This is a genomic window from Knoellia pratensis (genome assembly GCF_042666395.1).
Taxonomy (GTDB): Bacteria; Actinomycetota; Actinomycetes; order Actinomycetales; family Dermatophilaceae; genus Knoellia; species Knoellia pratensis.
The window spans coordinates 81,875-99,509 of the sequence record NZ_JBHTDJ010000003.1; the positions used below are offsets into that span (position 1 = coordinate 81,875).

Consider the following 17,635-nt stretch of genomic DNA (forward strand, 5'->3'; position numbering starts at 1 on the left):
CCTGACGTCAGGGGATGCGCAGGTCGCCGGCCGGCCTGATCCTCAGCCAGCGGTAGCCGTAGCCGTCGAGCGAGACCTCGAGGGAGCCGTCGTCGGGCACGACCTCGCCCCCGGCCAACAGGTCGGTCAGGGTCACATCGCCCAACTCGGACCGTTCGTCCGCCTGGGACCATCCGGACAGGTCCACCGAGACGGTGACCGGGTCGGGCCCGAAGTTGTGCACCGCGACGACGGCCGCCTCGCCCGTCGAGCACAGGTGCGCGAGCACTTGCCTGTTCGGCTGCGGCAGGACGGAGAACTCACCCCAGCCCAGCTCCGGACACGCGCGGTAGGTCTGCACGAGGTGGCGCATGAAGCTCCACATCGAGTCCGGGTCGGCGCGCTGGGCCACGACGTTGACGTGCTCTGGGGCGTAACCGTCGGGAGCGAGGCGGCGGACCAGCTTGCGCGGCGACGCGGTGGAGAAACCACCCGTGGGGCCCTCGGACCACTGCATCGGGGTCCGGACCGCCATCCTCCCCTCGCCCGCAAGGTCCTCGCCCATGCCGATCTCCTCGCCGTAGAAGAGGGTCGGTGTGCCGGGGAGCGAGAAGAGGAGGCTGTAGGCCATCTTGACGCGGCGAGGGTCACCGTCGAGCATCGGCGGCAGCCGGCGCTTGAGGCCCCGCCCATAGATCTGCATCTCGGGCTCGGGCCCGAACGCGGCGAAGACCTCTCCGCGCTCCTTGTCCGTGAGCTTGTCGAGGGTGAGCTCGTCGTGGTTGCGGACGAACGTCGCCCACTGGCAGCTCCGGTGGATGGCGGGACGGTCCTTCAGCGCCTTGGCGAGGGGGCGGGCATCCTCGCGTGCCAAGGAGAGATAGAGCTTCTGCATCCCGATGAAGTCGAACATCATGTGCAGCTCGTCGCCGGCGTCCCCGCCGAAGTACTTGCGCTGCTCCTTGTGCGGCAGGTTGACCTCACCGAGCATGATCGCCGAACCGTTGCGGCGGTTGATGAAGGCGCGCAGGTTCTTGAGCAGCGCGTGCGGCTGCATGACGGCACCGAGGTCATCGGTCTCAATGTCCTCGACGAAGAACGGCACGGCGTCGACGCGGAACCCGTCGAGGCCGAGCTCGAGCCAGTAGCCGGCGATCCGGGCAATCTCGTCCCGGACGTCCGGGTTGGCGACGTTGAGGTCGGGCTGGTGGGCGTAGAAGTGGTGGAGGTACCACTCCCCGGTCTTGTCGTCGAGGCTCCAGATGCCCTTCTCCTGGTCGGGGAAAACGACCTGGTCGCTCGTGTCCGGTGGTGCGTCGGCGCGCCAGACGTACCAGTCGCGCTTGGGGGAGTCCTTGCTGCGCCGGGCCTCCTTGAACCACGGGTGCTGGTCCGAGGTGTGGTTGACGAGGAGGTCGGCGATGACCCGCAGCCCGCGGTCGTGCGCGGTGCGGATGACCTCGACAAGGTCGCCGCTGGTGCCGACCCGGGGGTCGACCGAGTAGAAGTCCATGACGTCGTAGCCGTCGTCACGCTGCGGGCTCGGATAGAAGGGCATGAGCCACAGACACGTGACTCCGAGCTCGGCAAGGTAGTCCAGACGCTGGGCCAGCCCGCGGAGATCGCCGATCCCGTCGCCGTCGGAGTCATAGAACGTCTCGACGTCCAGGCAGTAGATGACGGCGGTCTTCCACCACTGGTCGCTGGTGTCGGTGATACGCATGCTCGTCTCCTCAGGCTCGTGAGTCGTGGTGGCCGGCCAGCCCGGGAAGGACCTCGCTACCAAAGGCGTCGATGAAGGCACGCTGCTCCTGGCCGACGTGGTGGAGGTAGATGTCGTCGAACCCCACGGCGGCAAGGCGATCGAGGCGCTCCCGGTGCTCCCCGAGGTCGGATGAGACCTGCACCGCTGCGCGCACGGCGTCGAGGGTGACCTGCTCACCGATGGCGTCGAAGGCCTCCGCAGTCTCGGCGTCCCAGGCCACCGGTGCCCCGATGACGTTGCTGCGCCACTGGTCCCAGGCAATGTCCTCAGCGGCCTGCTCGCTCTGCGCCCAGCTGAGGTGGACCTGCAGCGAGAGCGACCCCCGACCCCCGGCCTCGCGATAGGTCTCGATGATCCGTCGCAGCTGGTCCTCGGGCTGGACGATGGTGATGAGCCCGTCCGCCCATGCCGCGACCCGGGCGGCGCTCTCGACCGACACCACCGGAGCGATGAGTTTTGGCGCCGTCCGGGGCAGATCCCACAGTCTGGCCCGGTCGACCGTGACGAGCCCGTCATGACTCACCTCGTCGCCGGCGAGGAGCCGCCGGATGACGTCGACACACTCGTCGAGCCTCTGGTCGCGCAGGTCCTTGCGTGGCCACCGGTCACCGGTGATGTGCTCGTTGCTCGCCTCACCGCTGCCGAGGGCCACCCAGAAGCGGCCCTCGAACATCTGCGACAGGGTCGCGATCTTCTGGGCAGCCACCGCAGGGTGGTAGCGCTGGCCCGGGGCGCTGACGCAGCCGATCGTGAGGTTCGTCGTCGCGAGCGCGGCGCCCAGCCACGACCACGTGTAGCCGCTGTGACCCTGCCGGGTGCTCCACGGGGAGAAGTGGTCCGAGCACATGGCCATCGCGAACCCGGCCTGCTCGGCGTGCTGCACGTCGGTCAGCAGCTGACGAGGGCTGATCTGCTCGTGCGAGGCGTGGAAGCCGTATCGAGTCATCCCCTCACGACACCACACCAGGGACCCGGGCACCAGCCGTCGACGTCACCACGTGATCTCATGGCAGCCGGTGTGGGTGTCGGGCTCGACCTGGAGGGTGGCGTGCTCGACGCCGAACTCACTGCGCATCACCTGTCGGGCGCGGTCGAGGACGTCGTGGGGGTCGGTGGCCTCACGGACGACGAGGTGGGCCGTGGCGACGTTCATGCCCGACGTCAGTGTCCACACGTGGAGGTCGTGGACGTTGGTGACCCCGGGGACGTCGGCGAGGGTGCGGGCGACGTCGTCCGGGTCCATGTCGCCGGGTGCATGTTGACCGAGCACGGCGAGCACTTCGCGCCCGAGCATGACCGCGCGCACGGCGACGAAGGCGGCGATTGCCAGAGCAATCGCGGTGTCCCACAACGGGTTTCCGGTGAGGGAGACCAGGATCGCGGCCGCGATGACGCCAACAGAACCGAGGGTGTCGGCGACGACTTCGAGGTAGGCGCCCTTGACGTTCAGGGAGTCCGCTGCGCCGCCCCGGAGCAGCGTGAGCGAGATGAGATTGATGACGAGGCCAAGGATGCCGACGACGAGCATCGGTCCCGTGGCGACAGTGATCTCCTCGCCGAAACGCTGGACCGCACCGACGACGATGTATGCCGCGACGCCCAGCATGAGGAGCACGGCGAGTCCCGAGGCGAAGACCTCGGCGCGATAGGAACCGAAGGTCCGACGCCCGGTCGGATCGGGGCGGCCGGCGACCCGGGTCGCGACAAGTGCGGCACCGAGAGCGACCACGTCGGCAGCCATGTGGCCCGCGTCGCTGAGGAGCGCGAGCGAGCCGGAGGTCGCGGCGGTGACGAGCTCGACGACGAAGAAAGCGGCAATGAGGCCGAAAGCGACCTGCAGGCGCCAGCGGTGAGTCGCGCCGGCGCTCCCGGCCGAGGGTGCATGTGAGTGCGAGTGCCCGCTCATCGGGATGCCTCCGTCCCGCAGCAGGCGTCGTCGCAGGTGCCCGCGCTGACGTCCGCGCTTACGCTCGCACTCGGCAGTGACGGGCTGTAGCAGGCGTCGCCGCGCCACGACTCGAGTCCCTCGCGCACCGCAACCGCCGCGATGACCAGACCGGCGAGAGGGTCGGCCCACCACCAGCCGAGGGTGGCATTGGCGAGCAACCCGACGAGGAGCACCGCGGAGAGGTAGGTGCAGAGCATCGTCTGCTTCGAGTCGGAGACGACGGTCCCGGATCCGAGCGCGCGCCCCGTTGCGCGCTGGGCGCCCGAGAGGAACGGCATGACGAGCAGCGACACGATGGCCAGGCCCACGCCGACCGGTGACGCGTCGGCCCCGTGCGACCCGAGCAGGACGCGCACTGCGTCGACGGCCACATAGGCAGCGAGGACGAAGAACGCTCCCGCCATGAGGCGTTGCGCGAGTCGCTCACGGGTCTCGGGGAGGACGTGTCGGAACTGCCAGAGGACGATGAGTCCGGAGGCGACCTCGACGAAGGAGTCGAGACCAAAGCTCACGAGCGCCGAGGAGTTCGCCGTTCGCCCGGCAGCAATGGCGATGACTCCTTCGACCACGTTGTAGGCAACGGTGGCACCGGCGAGAAGCCGGGCTCGACGGATGAGGGTGGCTCGCCGGACGCCGTTCTGGGAGAACTGGATGGTTTGCGTCATCACGATTCGATCCCGGACGTGGGGCACAGAGTGACGGCGTCTCCCGTGGCCGCGAGGAGCTCCTCTGCGGCGGCGAAGGTCCGGGTCACCAGCTCGGGGTGGGTCAGCGAGTAGGCAGACGAGCGACCGACGGCGCGCGACGTGACGAGCCCGCACTCGCGCAGACACGCGAGGTGTTGGGAGACGGTCGACTGGGCCAGGCCCAGGTGGCCGGTGAGCTCGACGACGCGATGTTCGCCGAGCAGCAGGTGCTGCAGGAGACGCACTCGGCCGGGGTCACCCATGGCGCGGAAGAGGCACGCTGCGGCGTGGGCGCCGGCGTCCTCGACGTCGCCGAGACCAGCCCCCGCTGATCTGCCGGGCTCCGTGGTCACGTGCTCATCAATCATCGCCATGTAGCGATGATAGCGGCTCGAATCGATGTCTCGAGCGCCTGCCGCATCACGCCAGAGCTCCGACCGTTCGGCGCACTTGACCAAACAAAAACCCTCCGGACTCTGGCGCCATGGCGACAACTGGCGCTAACGTCGCCGTCAATCGCGCTCGAATCTGTCTTTTATGGAGGCAAAACGATCATGTTCAGTCAACGAAGTGGGCAGCTGCTCGCTCTGGCCACCGCCGGAGCCGTGGCGTTCGCCGGGCTCGTCGCGGTGCCGGCCAGCGCTGAAGCGGCCACCGGCCAGCTCGGCAACATCACGTCGTTCGCCCAGGCGGGCGACACCTACACGGTGCGTTCCGGGACTTCTGCTCTGCGCGTGGTCGCGGAGGACAACGACCTCCTGCGCGTCGAGGTGGCGCCCGACGGCACCTTCACCGACCCTGCCAACGAGGACCCGACCGACCCCGCGGCCCCCGACGCCGACATCGTCGTCAAGACGGATTACGCGGGAGCGCACTCGACCGTCAAGGAGAGCGCGACGGCATACGAGATCACGACCGGCGCCGCCAGGCTGACGATCACGAAGTCCCCGATCACGCTCCACCTCGCCAAGGCTGACGGCACGCCGCTGTGGGACGAGACGGCGCCCCTGTCGTGGAACGACTCGGGCACGACGCAGAGCCTCAAGCAGGGCACGACCGAGCAGTTCTTCGGTGGAGGCATGCAGAACGGCCGCTTCAGCCACCGCGACTCCGAGATCGCGATCTCGCGCGACTACAACTGGAACGACGGCGGCAACCCCAACGCCTCGCCGTTCTACGTGTCGAGCAGGGGCTACGGCGTCCTGCGCAACACGTTTGCTCCCGGCACCTACGACTTCCACGCGCCGGTGAAGACGACGCACGACGAGCAGCGTTTCGACGCCTACTACTTCGTCGGTGACGCCAAGCAGGTCATCAACGGTCTGACTGAACTGACCGGTCGCCCCATCGCGCTGCCCATGTACGCGCTCGAGATGGGCGACGCGGACTGCTACCTCCACAACGCCAACCGCGGTGAGCGCGAGACCCTGCGCGACTCCACGGCGATCGCCAAGGGCTACAAGGACAACGGCTTTCCCCTCGGCTGGATGCTCGTCAACGACGGCTACAACTGTGACTACGAGGACCTGCCCGAGACCGGCGACATGCTCCACGCCAACGGCGCCGAGCTCGGCCTGTGGACCCAGCGAGACCTGACCAACCAGGAGTCCGAGGTGGAGGCAGGCGTGCGCGTTCGCAAGACCGACGTCGCCTGGGTGGGCCCCGGCTACCGCTTCGCGCTCGACGCCTGCGAGAAGTCGCGCGACGGCATCGAGCAGAACAGCACCGACCGCGCCACCGTCGTCACCGTCGAGGGGTGGGCCGGCACGCAGCGCTGCGGTATCCCCTGGTCCGGTGACCAGAGCGGGACGTGGGACTACATCCGCTGGCAGATCCCGACCTACGCCGGATCGACGATGTCGGGCCAGCACGTCACCACCGGAGACGTCGACGGCATCTTCGGCGGCAGCGCACAGACCTATGCGCGCGACCTGCAGTGGAAGATGATGCTGCCGATGACCTACGCCATGAGTGGCTGGGCAGCGAGCGACAAGCAGCCCTACCGCTACGGCGAGCCGTTCACGAGCATCAACCGCAAGTACATGATGCTGCACGAGCGACTGCTGCCCTACTTCTACACGCACACGATGAACGCCACCAAGGACGGCGTCGGCGCCACCCGCCCGCTCTACCTCGAGTACCCGCAGGACCCCAACACCTGGGGTGACGCGGCGAAGTACGAGTTCCTCGCCGGCAAGGACTTCCTCGTCGCGCCCGTCTACTCGGACACGTCCGTGCGTGACGACATCTACCTGCCCAAGGGCCAGTGGGTCGACTACTGGACCGGCCGGAGCTACCAGGGCGGCCAGACCATCGACGGCCACAAGGCGCCGCTCGACACCCTGCCGATGTTCGTGCGCGCCGGTGCCGTCGTGCCGATGTTCCCCGAGGGCACGATGGACTGGAAGGACGGCAAGGACGCCGGCCAGCTCGACCTCGACGTCTACCCCTCCGGCACCTCGACGTTCACCAACTACGAGGACGACGGACGTTCGCAGTCGCACGCCGCGGGTCAGTCCGCGACGCAGCGCTTCGACGTGACCGCTCCGGTCACCGGACGTGGACCGGTCACCATCGCGCTCGGCGCCCTCAACGGTTCGTATGCCGGGAAGCCGGGTTCGCGACACTACGGCCTGTCCGTGCACACGGACGCAGCCCCCGACGGGGTGACCGTCGGCTCGACCGCCCTCAAGCCGGTGGCGTCCGCGGACGCTCTCAAGACCGCGGCATCGGGCTACTTCTACGACACCGCCACGGGCGTCATCAGGGTCAAGACTCCCTCTCTTGCAACGGGATCCGCGTCCTCGGTTCGCATCACCGGCGCCGGAGCCGTGGGTGGATCGCACCCGCAGGAACGTGATGTCACCCTCGACCTCCAGGTGCCGCGCATCTCGGTGTCGGGCGAGTCCACGCCGGTGAAGACCGTCTTCACCAACAACACCGGCAAGCCTGTCGACGTGACCACCACCTCCATCACGGCACCTGCCGGGTGGGCCGTCAAGGCTGCCGGCCCGACCACGGCCACGGCCGTCAAGGATGGTGCGGCATTCACGGCCAACTTCACCGTGACTCCGCCCGCCGAGGCGAAAGCCGGAACGCGCGAGCTCACCGGCACCACGGCATACACGGCGCGCGACGTCAGTCGCACGATCACGGATCGGGCGAGCACCACGCTCGCCTTCGGCGAGCTGGCCGACGCCTTCAACAACGTCGGCGTGACCGCATCGGCCGACCCCACACCGGGGAACATCGACGGCGGCGGGTCGAGCTTCCTCGCCGAGCGACTGGCGGAGAAGGGCGTGACCCCCGGCGCAACCGTTGCGGCCAACGGCTTCTCGTTCACCTGGCCGGACGCCCAGCCGGGCACCAAGAACAACGTCGCCTCCACGGGCGAGACCATCGCACTGGAGGGCAAAGGCAACGCGCTCGCCGTCCTCGGTACGGGCACGAGTGGCTCGGCATCAGGGTCGGCCACGGTGCACTACGCCGACGGCACGGTCACGACGGGCGTCCTCGGACTGCCGAACTGGTGCTGCCTCGCCACGGACAGCTTCGGCTCGAAGATCGCCGTGGTGACCAAGGGCAAGAACACGCCCACTGGCCCGGCCTACCCGACGACCGAGTACCGGCTCTACACGAAGACGCTGCGCATCGACCCCGCCAAGGACGTCGTCGCGGTGACGCTGCCGGCCAACTCGGCGGTGCATGTGTTCGGGATGGCCGTCGGCACCGAAGAGGTCATCCCGCCGCCGATCGCCAACGGGCAGTACGCGATCACGACCGGTGGCAAGGCACTCCAGGCGACCGATCAGGAGCTCGGCCAGCTCATCGTCGCGGCGCCCAGCACGGACGCCGACCAGAAGTGGGTGGTGACCCAGAACGCCGACGAGACGACCTACCAGCTCAAGAACGCCGGCACCGGACTGTGCGCCGACGTCCCCTACAGCTCGACAACGAGTGGGCAGGGCGTCGGGCAGTACACGTGCAGCGGCACGCCCAACCAGCAGTGGGTGATCAGCAAGGCCGCTGGCGGGCTGACCTTCAAGGCCAAGCACAGCGGTCTGTCGCTCACGGTCTCGGCGGACGGCAAGGTCGTCCAGGCGACCGACACTGCAGCCGCGAACCAGCGGTGGGCGGCGGCCGCCAACTGACGGGGGCAGCCCACCGCACCACCACGACGTCCGCACCGATGGCCGCCCCCGCAACCATCGGTGCGGGCGTTGGTGCGGTGTGGGTCGGTGGGTTCAGGCGCTGGGCTGCGTGAACGGTGGTGGCCCCAGGAGCTCGATGCCGCCATTCGCGCGGGCCGACATCGCGACGCGGTCGAAGTCGACGACGCCGGTCGTCGTCATCGCATCGATCGGCTCGCTCGCGCCGAGGTAGAAGGCTTCGCAGGTGCCCGGCGTGTGAAGGCACAACATGCGTGCGGGGCCGGTGGTCACGAGGAACGCATGGGGCACGCCTGCCGGCGCGATGGCCACACCGCCCGCGCGCACCGACTGCTCAGCTCCGTCGAGGTGAAGGACGAGCTCACCCTCGAGGACGATGAGGGTCTCGTCTGCCGGATGGGTATGCAGCGGGGTCGCCTTGCCCTGGTCCATCGTCATCTCGCAGAGGAGGAAGGTGCCGCCGGTGTCCTGCGCCTTCGCCAGCCAGGTATGAACACCGCCCCCGGCGAACCACCGCCTCTCGGCAGACTCGACGTTGCGGACCAGCGTGGTGGCCGTGGTCGGTGCGCTCATGGCGCCTTCTCTCTCCGTGGCCCGTGTCACCGTAATTGGGATCGCAGTGCCAATTTGAGACTGACGTACCATGTTGCTCATGTCAACCCCCTACGAGCAGGGCGGATACGTCAATCTCAAGCGCCGCACGCGTGAGGCCCTCATCGCTTCCGCGCGTGAGATCGTCGCGGCCGGCCGGACACCCGGGGTCGAGGAGGCGGCCGCCGCGGCCGGAGTCTCGCGCACCACGGCATACCGATATTTCCCCAATCGGGTGGCGCTGCTCGTCGCTGCCCATCCGGAGGTGGGGGTCGAGTCGATGTTGGACGCCGACGCGCCCAGCGAACCCCGCGCACGCCTCGATCTCGTGGTTGACCGCGTCATCCAGATGATCCGGTCGACCGAGGTCCAGCAGCGCACGATGCTGCGCCTCTCGCTCGATCCCGACCCAGATGTGCGGGCCGCACTGCCGCTGCGGCAGGGGCGGATCATTCCGTGGATCATCGAGGCGCTGGAGCCTCTGCACGCCGAACTGGGTGAGGCCGGCGTCCGACGGGTGGCCCTGGCCGTCCGCAGCGCGATCGGCATCGAGGCGCTCGTCTGGTTGACCGACGTTGCAGGGCAGACCCGGGACGAGGCCGCTGACACCATGCGCTGGTCGGCCCGCTCCATGCTGGCGTCGGCGATGGAGGGGCACGTCCCCGGGCAGTGACGGATGGTTGCCACGCAAAAAGGTGTTGCGCTGGTGCCCACCTCAGATCTAGCGTCAAAGGACACAGATGGGAGGTGGTCCACGAAGTGATTTCTGATTGGACGCGTGAGGTGACTGCGCGCTAGCGCACCTCGACTGCTCGAGGAGCGCCGCCCGGCGCAATCCCCAGCAGTTCACCGCAGCCCGTGGGCCGTGCAGGTCGTCCCCTGCGCTCGTCGTACCGAGTTCGCTCGGTCGACAGGCCCGCGGGCTGTTCCATGCCCGGGCTCGCGCGCCGGTGCCGCCCGTTGACACGTAAACCCGCCTCGCAGGCCGAGCCACACGGGCAGGCGGTGGGCGGAGCCACCTCGTACCTGTCCGACGGCTCTCACCAGGTAACGAAAGTGCGCTAATGGACATGCAATGGTGCTGCCAAAGGGGTGGTCCCGAGCACGGGCCGGCGTGCTCGCAGCACCCACTGCATGTCCCTTGGCACGCGGGCCGAGCATGCGAAAGCCCCGAGCGAACTCGGGGCTTTCGTGTGGCGGTGGCGGTGGGATTTGAACCCACGGAGGGCTTTCACCCTCACACGCTTTCGAGGCGTGATCCTTCGGCCGCTCGGACACACCACCGCGAAGCAGAATACGCAATGGCGCCGCAGGAGTGAAATCGAGGAGCGTCAGGGCTTTGCAGCGAGCATCTGCTCCATGACCGCGATCTCGGACGTCTGGGCGGACTTCATCGCGCGCGCCAAGGTCACGACTTCCGTGCGATCCGAGCGTGCGAGAACGTCGTCGGCCATCTCGACGCCACCGCGGTGGTGGGCGATCATCAGCGACAGGAAGATCCGGTCAGCATCGACCCCACGCGCGGCGGTGAGGTTGGCGATGTCCGTCACCGATGCCATGCCGGGCATGGCATCGGACTCGCCCGCAGGGGACGTGGCGCCGTGGTGGTCCGAGCCCATCCACGCCATCGGCGGCTCCGAGCCGGTCGGGGACAGCCCCCACACCTCGAGCCAGCCGGACATGCGGCCGGCCTGGCCCTGCTGGCTCGTCATGATGTCGTTGGCCAGGGTGCGTACGTCCGGGTCCTCGGTGCGCTCGGCGATGAGCAGCGACATCTGGACCGCCTGCCCGTGGTGGGTCTGCATGTCGCGCGAGAAGCCGGCTTCTGCCGAGCCGTCCAACGGGAAGCCGCCGCGACCGAACATCGTCCACCCGAGGACGAGTCCGGCCAGCAGGCACATGACGCCGAGGAGCACCGACAGACCGACGACCTCGGCCCGGGAACGGGACGAGGTCGTCAGGTCCTGCGTGGGAGCCTCGGTCACGACTTCGACGGCGAGGGGGTTGCCGACGGAGAGCCCGAGGGGGAGACGGACGTGGACGGCGTGGCCGAGGGGCTCGGCGTCGCGCCCGGCGTCTGAGGCGTGGCGTTCTCGTCGGTTCCGTCGGTGCCACCGGTGCACAGCGCGTTGGGCTCCGGCGTCTGCGGACCCTGGCGGTACTCCTTGATGAAGGCCTCGAGCCGGTTGTCGTTCACGCCGGTGAGGGCGAGCTGCTTGCCCCAGGCCGAGATGACGACGGGCGAGGTGAGACCTTCGTAGGGCGACAGGACGGCATACGTGTCAGGAGTGATCTCCTTGAGCTTCGCCACGTCCGCGGCCGGCAGGTCGGGCTTGTAGGTGATCCACACGGCGCCGTGCTCCATGGCGTGGACGGCGTTCTCCTTGGGCACCGGTGCGTCATAGACGCCACAGTTGAGCCACACGGGGTTGTGCTCGCCACCGACGGGCGGGGACTCCTTGTAGGCGACGGGGTCCTTGGTGTGCGCGCCCGCGTCGTACTTGTAGGACTTCACGGCCGACAGGTTCGGCTTGTTGGCGTTGCTGTGGATGATCGCGAACGTCACTGCGCCGACGATGATCGCGACGGTCACGGCGGCCGCACCCCAGATCATCAGCAGCCGGCGACGGTCCTTCGCCTGCTGTTCCTTGCGCATCTGCGAAACGCGGTCGGAGGTGTTGCGCTGGTTGGCGCGCACCTTCTTGCTGCCACTGCCGGACGGGGCCACGAGACACTCCTGAAAGATCGATCGATGTCGAGAGATTGTGACTCATGCACCTGTATGCCAGCTGCGCCAGTCCGCGTCAGGCCAGCCAGTGCCGCGTGGCAACCGCCCACGTGGCACCCAGAAGGAGGGCGGCCGACAGTCCCAGCCCCACGGCATACGCACGCCGGTATGCCGTGTTGTCGCGCATCGTGGCGATGGCCAGGTAGGCGGGGAACCACGTCAAGGCGTAGCGAGGTGTGGACACCCACAGGTTGGAGCAGAGGACGACTCCGACGGTGAGGGTGAGGTAGGTCAGTTCGGGCCAACGGCGCTGTCTCGCAAGGAGAATGCACAGGGCGACGCCGAGGAGGACGGCCGCGATGTCGGCGGCCCGGCTCGCCGCAAGCCACCCGTCGGGGCTGTCCATCAGCGACTGCCACGCGGTGGACAGGCCCTCCCAGGGCCACGCCGTCGCGCGGTCCCAGCCGCGGTGCTCGGCTTCGCGCCACGCGTCCCAGGAGCCGGTGCGGCCGTGGAGGTGTGCCATGAAGGCCACGACGCTCAGGGCGGGGAGGCCGAGCGCCAGGACGTCGAGGCGCGGTCGGGGGCGGCCGTCGCCATGCCATTGCACGGCGTAGAGGACGACGAGGGCCGCGGCGAGGAAGAGACCGTTGACGCGTACGCCGGTGGCGAGTGCGGCGAGGACCCCGGCGAACCACCAGTGGCGCCGGGTGGCGAGCACCCACGCGCCGAGGGCAAGGGCGAGGAAGAGTGCCTCGGTGTAGACGGCAACGAAGAAGAAGCCGGTCGGCGCGAGGGCCATCAGGGTGACCGCCCGCCGTGCCGCGACCGTGCCGCCGCGCGGGTCGTCGGCAACGAGCGTCCACAGGAGCCCGGCGGCGACGGCGCCCGCGACGAGGCTGATGAGCAGCCCTGCGGCGGTGACGTTGCCGCCCGTCAGGGGAGCGAGCGCGGCCATGAGCAGGGGGTAGCCGGGGAAGTAGGCCTGGTCGCAGCAGTCCAGGCCCGGTGGCAGATAGCCCCACGTGGCGATCCGGATGAAGTGGTAGCTGTCCCACAGCGAGAAGCGGTCGAGCCACCAGATGTCGCTGGCCCACTCGTGGTGGACGGCACCCTGCCCGGTGACCGCGGCGATCAACGCGACGGTGGCCGCGAGCAGGACCCGCGAGGCGAGGAAGGCGGCTCCGGCCCGGACCGCGCTGCTCGAGCGCAGAGTCGTCACCGCTGCGGGGAGCGCCAGAAGGGGCCACGAGCCACGATGTCGGCGTGCGCTGCCACGGCACGGGCGACCAGGGCGGCGGTGTCGACGTCCGGCGGGGTGGCGCCGACCAGTTCGAGGATGTGGCGAGTCGTCTGGACGTCGCGCAGGTCGCCCAGCGCGTCCTGCAGGGCGGCCACGGAGTCGGCGAAGTCCTCGGCCGGAGAACCGGCGGCCGCAGCGGAACCGGGCGCGGCGGCATACAGGCTGGAGAAGAACTGTGTGCCGTAGCGCAGCTTCTTGGCCTCGATGCGCAGCTTGTGGCGTTCGGCGGCGTGCGAGCGCTCGATGAGGGCGCCGCGTCGCGAGACCCGGCGGAAGCGGCGATCCAGGGCCTCGCCTGCTGCCTCGGCGATCGGCGGGTCGACCGGCACTTCGTCGTGGATGCGCCGAAGGAAGCGGTCGAGGTGGGCGGTGAGGTCGTGCCAGCGGTCCGAACCCACGACCGCGAGCGCCTCGTCGTAGGCGCCCTCGCGCAGAACGAGCAGCTTGCGCCGTGGGCTGCCCCTGAGCCGCTCGGCGTGGTCGCGCACGGCGACGTCGAGTTCGCGGGCCCGGCCGAGGGGTGCCGCGAGATCGCGGATCTCGGTGCTCACCCAGGCGATCTTCTCGCCGTCGCCGAGCGGCCGACGGAGCAGGGACAGTCCTGCGCGCAGGCGGCGAATCCCGACCCGCATGTCGTGCAGGGCCACCGGGTCACGGGTGTCGAGCAGGGGCTCCACCTGGACGAGGACCTGGCGCCCGCAGGAGCGCACGATGACGTCGAGAGCCTGGGTCGTCGACAGGTCGCGGGTGAGCACGATCGGCGGAGGAGCCGGCACGATCAGCTCGCCGACGCAGTGGCCGACGGGGCGCTGCTGGGGACGGTGCTCGGCGACGGGCACATGGGCTTGCCGGTCGCCTTGGGTGCGGGCGCGAGGGAGGTGAAGGTGGCGCCCAGGACGAGATCGACCGTGGCGCCCTTGCGCTTGTCGGCGATCTGGGTCGTGCCCTTGCCGCCCAGCGGGACCAGGAGCTGCGCGCGTGACTTGCCGGAGGGCCCGAAGCGCACTTCGGCAGCGCCGGCGACCTTGCGCTTCAGCGGGTCGTTCGACACGTCGCCGACGGTGAACCCGCGGCGCTTGAGCTCGGTGGCGGTGCGAGCTGCGAGGCCCTTCTTGGTGGTGGCGTTGTAGACGTTGACCGTCGTGTTCGCGGCCGTCGCAGCCTTGGGGTCGAACGGCCGGCACGAGGACCCGCTGGTGGGCGGCGCGGCCTCACCGGTGGAGCTGCGGTAATAGGAGTAGGCGTACCAGAACGCGAAGAACAACATGAGGATGACGACGAGGATGGTCGCCGTCGTGCGACGGTGCTGCCGGCGATGGCGCAGCTCGGGGGTGAGTTCGCGTGGGGGCATCCGGGCCTACTCGATGACGAGGACGCGCGCGTGGAGCGTCGGTCTCTGGTGCAGGGCGGCACGCAGGGCACGGTGCAGGCCGTCCTCGAGATAGAGCGTCCCTTCGAACTCGACCACGTGGGCGAACAGGTCGCCATAGAAGGTCGAGTCCTCGGACAGGAGCATCCCGAGATCGAGGGTGCGCTTGGTCGTCACGAGGTCGTCGAGCCGGACGAGGCGCGGTGGGACGTTCGACCACTGACGCGTGCTGTACCCGTGTTCGGGGTACGGACGCGTGTCGCCGACGGCCTTGAAGATCACGCCCGCCACTGTATGGGGCGTCGTCCGCGAACGCTCGCCGCCTCTCGGGTCGTGAGCGCACTGTGACCTGCGCAAGATCTGCCGGTATGCCGTCCGCTCACCTCGCGCGCACCGCTCGCCGTGGCGGGTGGTCGGTGTCGTAGCCCATCTCGGCCCCACCTGTCGGACGCCCACGACGGTGTCAGGGATGACTCTGACAGGGTGCGGGAGTGACCCAAGCCACAATTGCCGCAACGAACTGGTTGGTGCGACCCTGGCCGGCCTCACGGCACACGACCAACACTGGTTGGCTTGCGGCGGCTGCCGCGTCGAGCTCACCTGACGAGGAGACTCCATGACAACCGAAAAGCCCACTGCGGCAACCGTTCCAGGCTCGCTCATGGCGGCCGAGATCGCCGAGCAGCCCGCGGTGTTCGACCGCATCCTCGCTGAGGGCGTCGGTGACGTGAGGGCTGTCGCCGACCGCATCCGTGAGTGCGCACCGCGGTTCGTCCTGGTGGCGGCTCGTGGGACGAGCGATCACGCGGCGCTGTACTTCAAGTACCTCGTCGAGATCGTCCTCGGACTCCCGTGTGGGCTCGCCTCACCGTCGACAACGACGGCCTATGGCGCGGAGCCTGACCTGCGCGACGTGCTCTGGGTTGCCGTGAGCCAGTCCGGCGGGTCGCCGGACCTGCTCGAGTCCACTCGTGCCGCTGGCCGCGCCGGAGCGCTCACCCTTGCGGTGACCAACAACCCTGATTCGCCGCTTGCTGCGGCGGCCGAGTTGCACCTTGACGTGCGCGCCGGCACCGAGCGTGCGGTCGCCGCCACGAAGACCTACTCGGCGACGTTGCTCACGCTGTGGCTGCTCCTCGACGAGTGGAGCGACCGTCGCAAGCTCGATGGTGCGGCACTCGTGGCGGCGGCGCAGGAGGCCGTTCACGTTGCCGGGGTGAAGCAGGTCGCCGGTCACTATCGGTTCGTCGAGAAACTCGTGCTCACGGGGCGCGGCTACGCCTATCCGACCGCACGGGAGGCCGCACTCAAGCTCATGGAGACGTCCTATCTGGCGGCGCACGCCTTCTCGGGCGCAGACCTCCTCCATGGACCGTTGGCCATGGTCGATGCGGAGCGCCCTGTCCTTGCTCTTGTCCCGCACGGGGTCGCGGGTCGAGCCATGGGTCCGGTGCTGGAGCGGCTGCGTGATCGCGGCGCCGACCTCACCGTCGTCGGTGACGCCGAGTCCGCCGGCCAGGAACCCGCGATCGTCCTGCCCCGGGTCGCCGAGGAGCTCAGCCCCCTCATCGAGATCATCCCGATGCAGCGGCTCGCGCACGCCATGGCGCTCGCCCGCCACGAGAACCCGGACGCCCCCCGCAGTCTGTCCAAGGTCACCCGCACCACCTGAAACCCGGTCCTTGCGTCTGCGTCGATGGCTGTTCTAGCGACCACATGCGCAGACGTTGCGTATGCCGTCCGCTCACCTTCCCCCTTGCGTCTGCGGATGTGGTGGTTCTAGCGACCAGATGCGCAGACGCAAGGAGAGCGGCTTCGGGTCAGGAGGCCCAGGAGGCGAGGTGTCGCTCGACCTCGTCGGCGGACAGCACATGCTGGATGACCATTGTCGCCGCGCCGATGACGCCCGCGTGGTCGCCGGTGCGCGCCGCGACGATCTGGAGTTCGCCGGTGGCCAGGGGGAGTGAGCGTCCGTAGACGACCTCGCGGATGCCCGCCAGGAGCCCGTCGTTGGACTGGGCCAGGAGGCCTCCGATCGCGATCACCGAAGGGTTGAGCAGGCTGACGATCGAGGCGAGAACGGCACCGATCTCGCGGCCCGCCTGGCGGAGCGCGGCGACGGCTTCGGGGCTGCCGGAGCGGGACAGCTCGAGCAACTCGCGGCTGTCCTTGACGTGGATGCCCTGCTCACCGAGGCGCGCGACGATGGCCGGTCCGCTGGCCACGGCCTCGAGGCAGCCCTCGTTGCCGCAGCGGCACAGGATCCCGTCGCCATGGGGAGCTGCGACGTGGCCGAGGTCGCCCGCCGAACCCTGTGCCCCGCGGTGCAGCTGGCCACTGCTGATGATGCCCGCGCCGATGCCGGTCGCGACCTTGACGAAGACGAGGTGCGCCACGTGGGGATAGCTCGTCGCGTGCTCGCCCAGAGCCATGATGTTGACGTCGTTGTCGACGAGCACCGGTCCGCCGAGCTTGGCCGAGACATGCGCCGGCACGTCGTAGCCGTCCCAGCCCGGCATGATCGGCGGCGAAGCCGGTCGACCCGTCGAGTGCTCCACCGGTCCGGGCAGCCCCAGTCCGACGCCCACGAGCTGGCGCTTCGTGTGGCCGGACGAGCGCAGCAGTCCTTTGCCGATCTCGATCACGGCATCGAGGACGACCTCGGGTCCCTGGCGGATGTCGAGTGCCTCGGAGGTCTCCGCGACGACTCGTCCGCCGAGGTCCGTGAGGGCGACGGTCACGTGCGTCGCGCCGAGGTCGGCGCCCAGGACGAAGCCCGCTTCGGGATTGAACGCGAGCCGAGTCGGTGGCCGTCCTCCGGTGGATCGCGACTCACCGGCGGGAGTGAGCAAGCCTGCGGCGAGCAGCGATTCGACACGTGCGCCCACTGTCGACCGGGCGAGACCGGTGATCTCGATGAGCTCTGCGCGAGTGCGGGGCTGGCCGTCTCGCATGAGCTGGAGGAGGGCGCCCGCACCGGGTGCGCCGGAGGCGGACGTGGTGGACGTTCCGGCAACGCCGGACGTCGGGATGCTGACGGGTCCACTCACGCTCCGTAGTGAAGCACAACGAGCGACTTCCGGCACCCTGAGAAACG

The 17,635-nt window shown here is 69.1% G+C and carries 16 protein-coding genes and 1 tRNA gene; 3 read left to right on the forward strand and 14 right to left on the reverse strand.

The window, feature by feature from the left end; translation table 11 throughout:
• Positions 1-7: 7 nt before the first annotated feature.
• Genes ACFQRE_RS10180 through ACFQRE_RS10200 form a run of 5 tightly spaced genes read right to left on the reverse strand, consistent with a single transcriptional unit; the run spans position 8 to position 4,746 of the window.
• The gene (locus ACFQRE_RS10180; protein WP_380121844.1) at positions 8-1,702 is read right to left on the reverse strand and encodes an alpha-amylase family protein; all 1,695 of its coding nucleotides are present in this window, start codon (positions 1,700-1,702) and stop codon (positions 8-10) included.
• Between the two features lie 10 nt (positions 1,703-1,712).
• Entirely contained in the window at positions 1,713-2,690 is a 978-nt protein-coding gene (locus tag ACFQRE_RS10185; protein ID WP_380121846.1) for a TIGR03885 family FMN-dependent LLM class oxidoreductase, read from the reverse strand.
• A gap of 45 nt (positions 2,691-2,735) precedes the next feature.
• Complete coding sequence (locus ACFQRE_RS10190) at positions 2,736-3,650, reverse strand: cation diffusion facilitator family transporter (RefSeq protein WP_380121848.1); 915 nt, start codon at positions 3,648-3,650, stop codon at positions 2,736-2,738.
• Positions 3,647-4,357 carry a cation diffusion facilitator family transporter gene (locus ACFQRE_RS10195; protein WP_380121850.1) on the reverse strand — a complete coding sequence of 237 codons (711 nt, stop codon included), beginning with the start codon at positions 4,355-4,357 and terminating at the stop codon, positions 3,647-3,649. The genes ACFQRE_RS10190 and ACFQRE_RS10195 overlap by 4 nt, the downstream gene beginning before the upstream one ends.
• A complete protein-coding gene (locus tag ACFQRE_RS10200) occupies positions 4,357-4,746 on the reverse strand; it encodes an ArsR/SmtB family transcription factor (RefSeq protein ID WP_380124228.1) in 390 nt (129 codons plus the stop codon). The genes ACFQRE_RS10195 and ACFQRE_RS10200 overlap by 1 nt, the downstream gene beginning before the upstream one ends.
• A 186-nt stretch (positions 4,747-4,932) precedes the next feature.
• On the opposite strand from ACFQRE_RS10200, the gene ACFQRE_RS10205 reads away from it, so the two are divergent.
• Positions 4,933-8,529, forward strand: coding sequence for a TIM-barrel domain-containing protein (locus ACFQRE_RS10205; protein WP_380121852.1), 3,597 nt, complete (start codon positions 4,933-4,935; stop codon positions 8,527-8,529).
• Between the two features lie 93 nt (positions 8,530-8,622).
• On the opposite strand, the gene ACFQRE_RS10210 is transcribed toward ACFQRE_RS10205, so the two are convergent.
• Complete coding sequence (locus tag ACFQRE_RS10210) at positions 8,623-9,120, reverse strand: cupin domain-containing protein (RefSeq protein ID WP_380121854.1); 498 nt, start codon at positions 9,118-9,120, stop codon at positions 8,623-8,625.
• A 79-nt stretch (positions 9,121-9,199) separates the two neighbouring features.
• Between ACFQRE_RS10210 and ACFQRE_RS10215 the strand changes: the two genes are divergently transcribed.
• Positions 9,200-9,811, forward strand: a complete 612-nt coding sequence (locus ACFQRE_RS10215; RefSeq protein WP_380121856.1) for a TetR family transcriptional regulator — start codon at positions 9,200-9,202, stop codon at positions 9,809-9,811.
• A gap of 521 nt (positions 9,812-10,332) precedes the next feature.
• On the opposite strand, the gene ACFQRE_RS10220 is transcribed toward ACFQRE_RS10215, so the two are convergent.
• From ACFQRE_RS10220 to ACFQRE_RS10250, 7 genes are all read right to left on the reverse strand, one after another.
• Positions 10,333-10,422 (reverse strand) — tRNA-Ser (locus ACFQRE_RS10220).
• A gap of 47 nt (positions 10,423-10,469) precedes the next feature.
• Entirely contained in the window at positions 10,470-11,123 is a 654-nt protein-coding gene (locus ACFQRE_RS10225) for a DUF305 domain-containing protein (protein ID WP_380121858.1), read from the reverse strand.
• Positions 11,120-11,866 (reverse strand): DUF3105 domain-containing protein, encoded by a 747-nt coding sequence (locus ACFQRE_RS10230; RefSeq protein WP_380121860.1) that lies wholly within the window; start codon positions 11,864-11,866, stop codon positions 11,120-11,122. The genes ACFQRE_RS10225 and ACFQRE_RS10230 overlap by 4 nt, the downstream gene beginning before the upstream one ends.
• Positions 11,867-11,942: 76 nt before the next feature.
• On the reverse strand, positions 11,943-13,088 hold the full coding sequence (locus tag ACFQRE_RS10235) for a mannosyltransferase family protein (RefSeq protein WP_380121863.1): 1,146 nt from the start codon (positions 13,086-13,088) through the stop codon (positions 11,943-11,945).
• On the reverse strand, positions 13,085-13,945 hold the full coding sequence (locus ACFQRE_RS10240; protein ID WP_380121865.1) for a CHAD domain-containing protein: 861 nt from the start codon (positions 13,943-13,945) through the stop codon (positions 13,085-13,087). Before ACFQRE_RS10240 ends, ACFQRE_RS10235 begins: the two co-directional genes overlap by 4 nt.
• A 2-nt stretch (positions 13,946-13,947) precedes the next feature.
• A complete protein-coding gene (locus ACFQRE_RS10245) occupies positions 13,948-14,520 on the reverse strand; it encodes a LytR C-terminal domain-containing protein (RefSeq protein WP_380121867.1) in 573 nt (190 codons plus the stop codon).
• 6 nt (positions 14,521-14,526) lie between these two features.
• On the reverse strand, positions 14,527-14,820 hold the full coding sequence (locus ACFQRE_RS10250; protein WP_009776380.1) for a type II toxin-antitoxin system VapB family antitoxin: 294 nt from the start codon (positions 14,818-14,820) through the stop codon (positions 14,527-14,529).
• A 334-nt stretch (positions 14,821-15,154) separates the two neighbouring features.
• Between ACFQRE_RS10250 and ACFQRE_RS10255 the strand changes: the two genes are divergently transcribed.
• The gene (locus ACFQRE_RS10255; protein ID WP_380121869.1) at positions 15,155-16,210 is read left to right on the forward strand and encodes an SIS domain-containing protein; all 1,056 of its coding nucleotides are present in this window, start codon (positions 15,155-15,157) and stop codon (positions 16,208-16,210) included.
• Between the two features lie 148 nt (positions 16,211-16,358).
• Here ACFQRE_RS10255 and ACFQRE_RS10260 read toward each other — a convergent pair whose 3' ends face one another.
• Complete coding sequence (locus ACFQRE_RS10260; RefSeq protein WP_380121871.1) at positions 16,359-17,588, reverse strand: ROK family transcriptional regulator; 1,230 nt, start codon at positions 17,586-17,588, stop codon at positions 16,359-16,361.
• Positions 17,589-17,635: the final 47 nt, after the last annotated feature.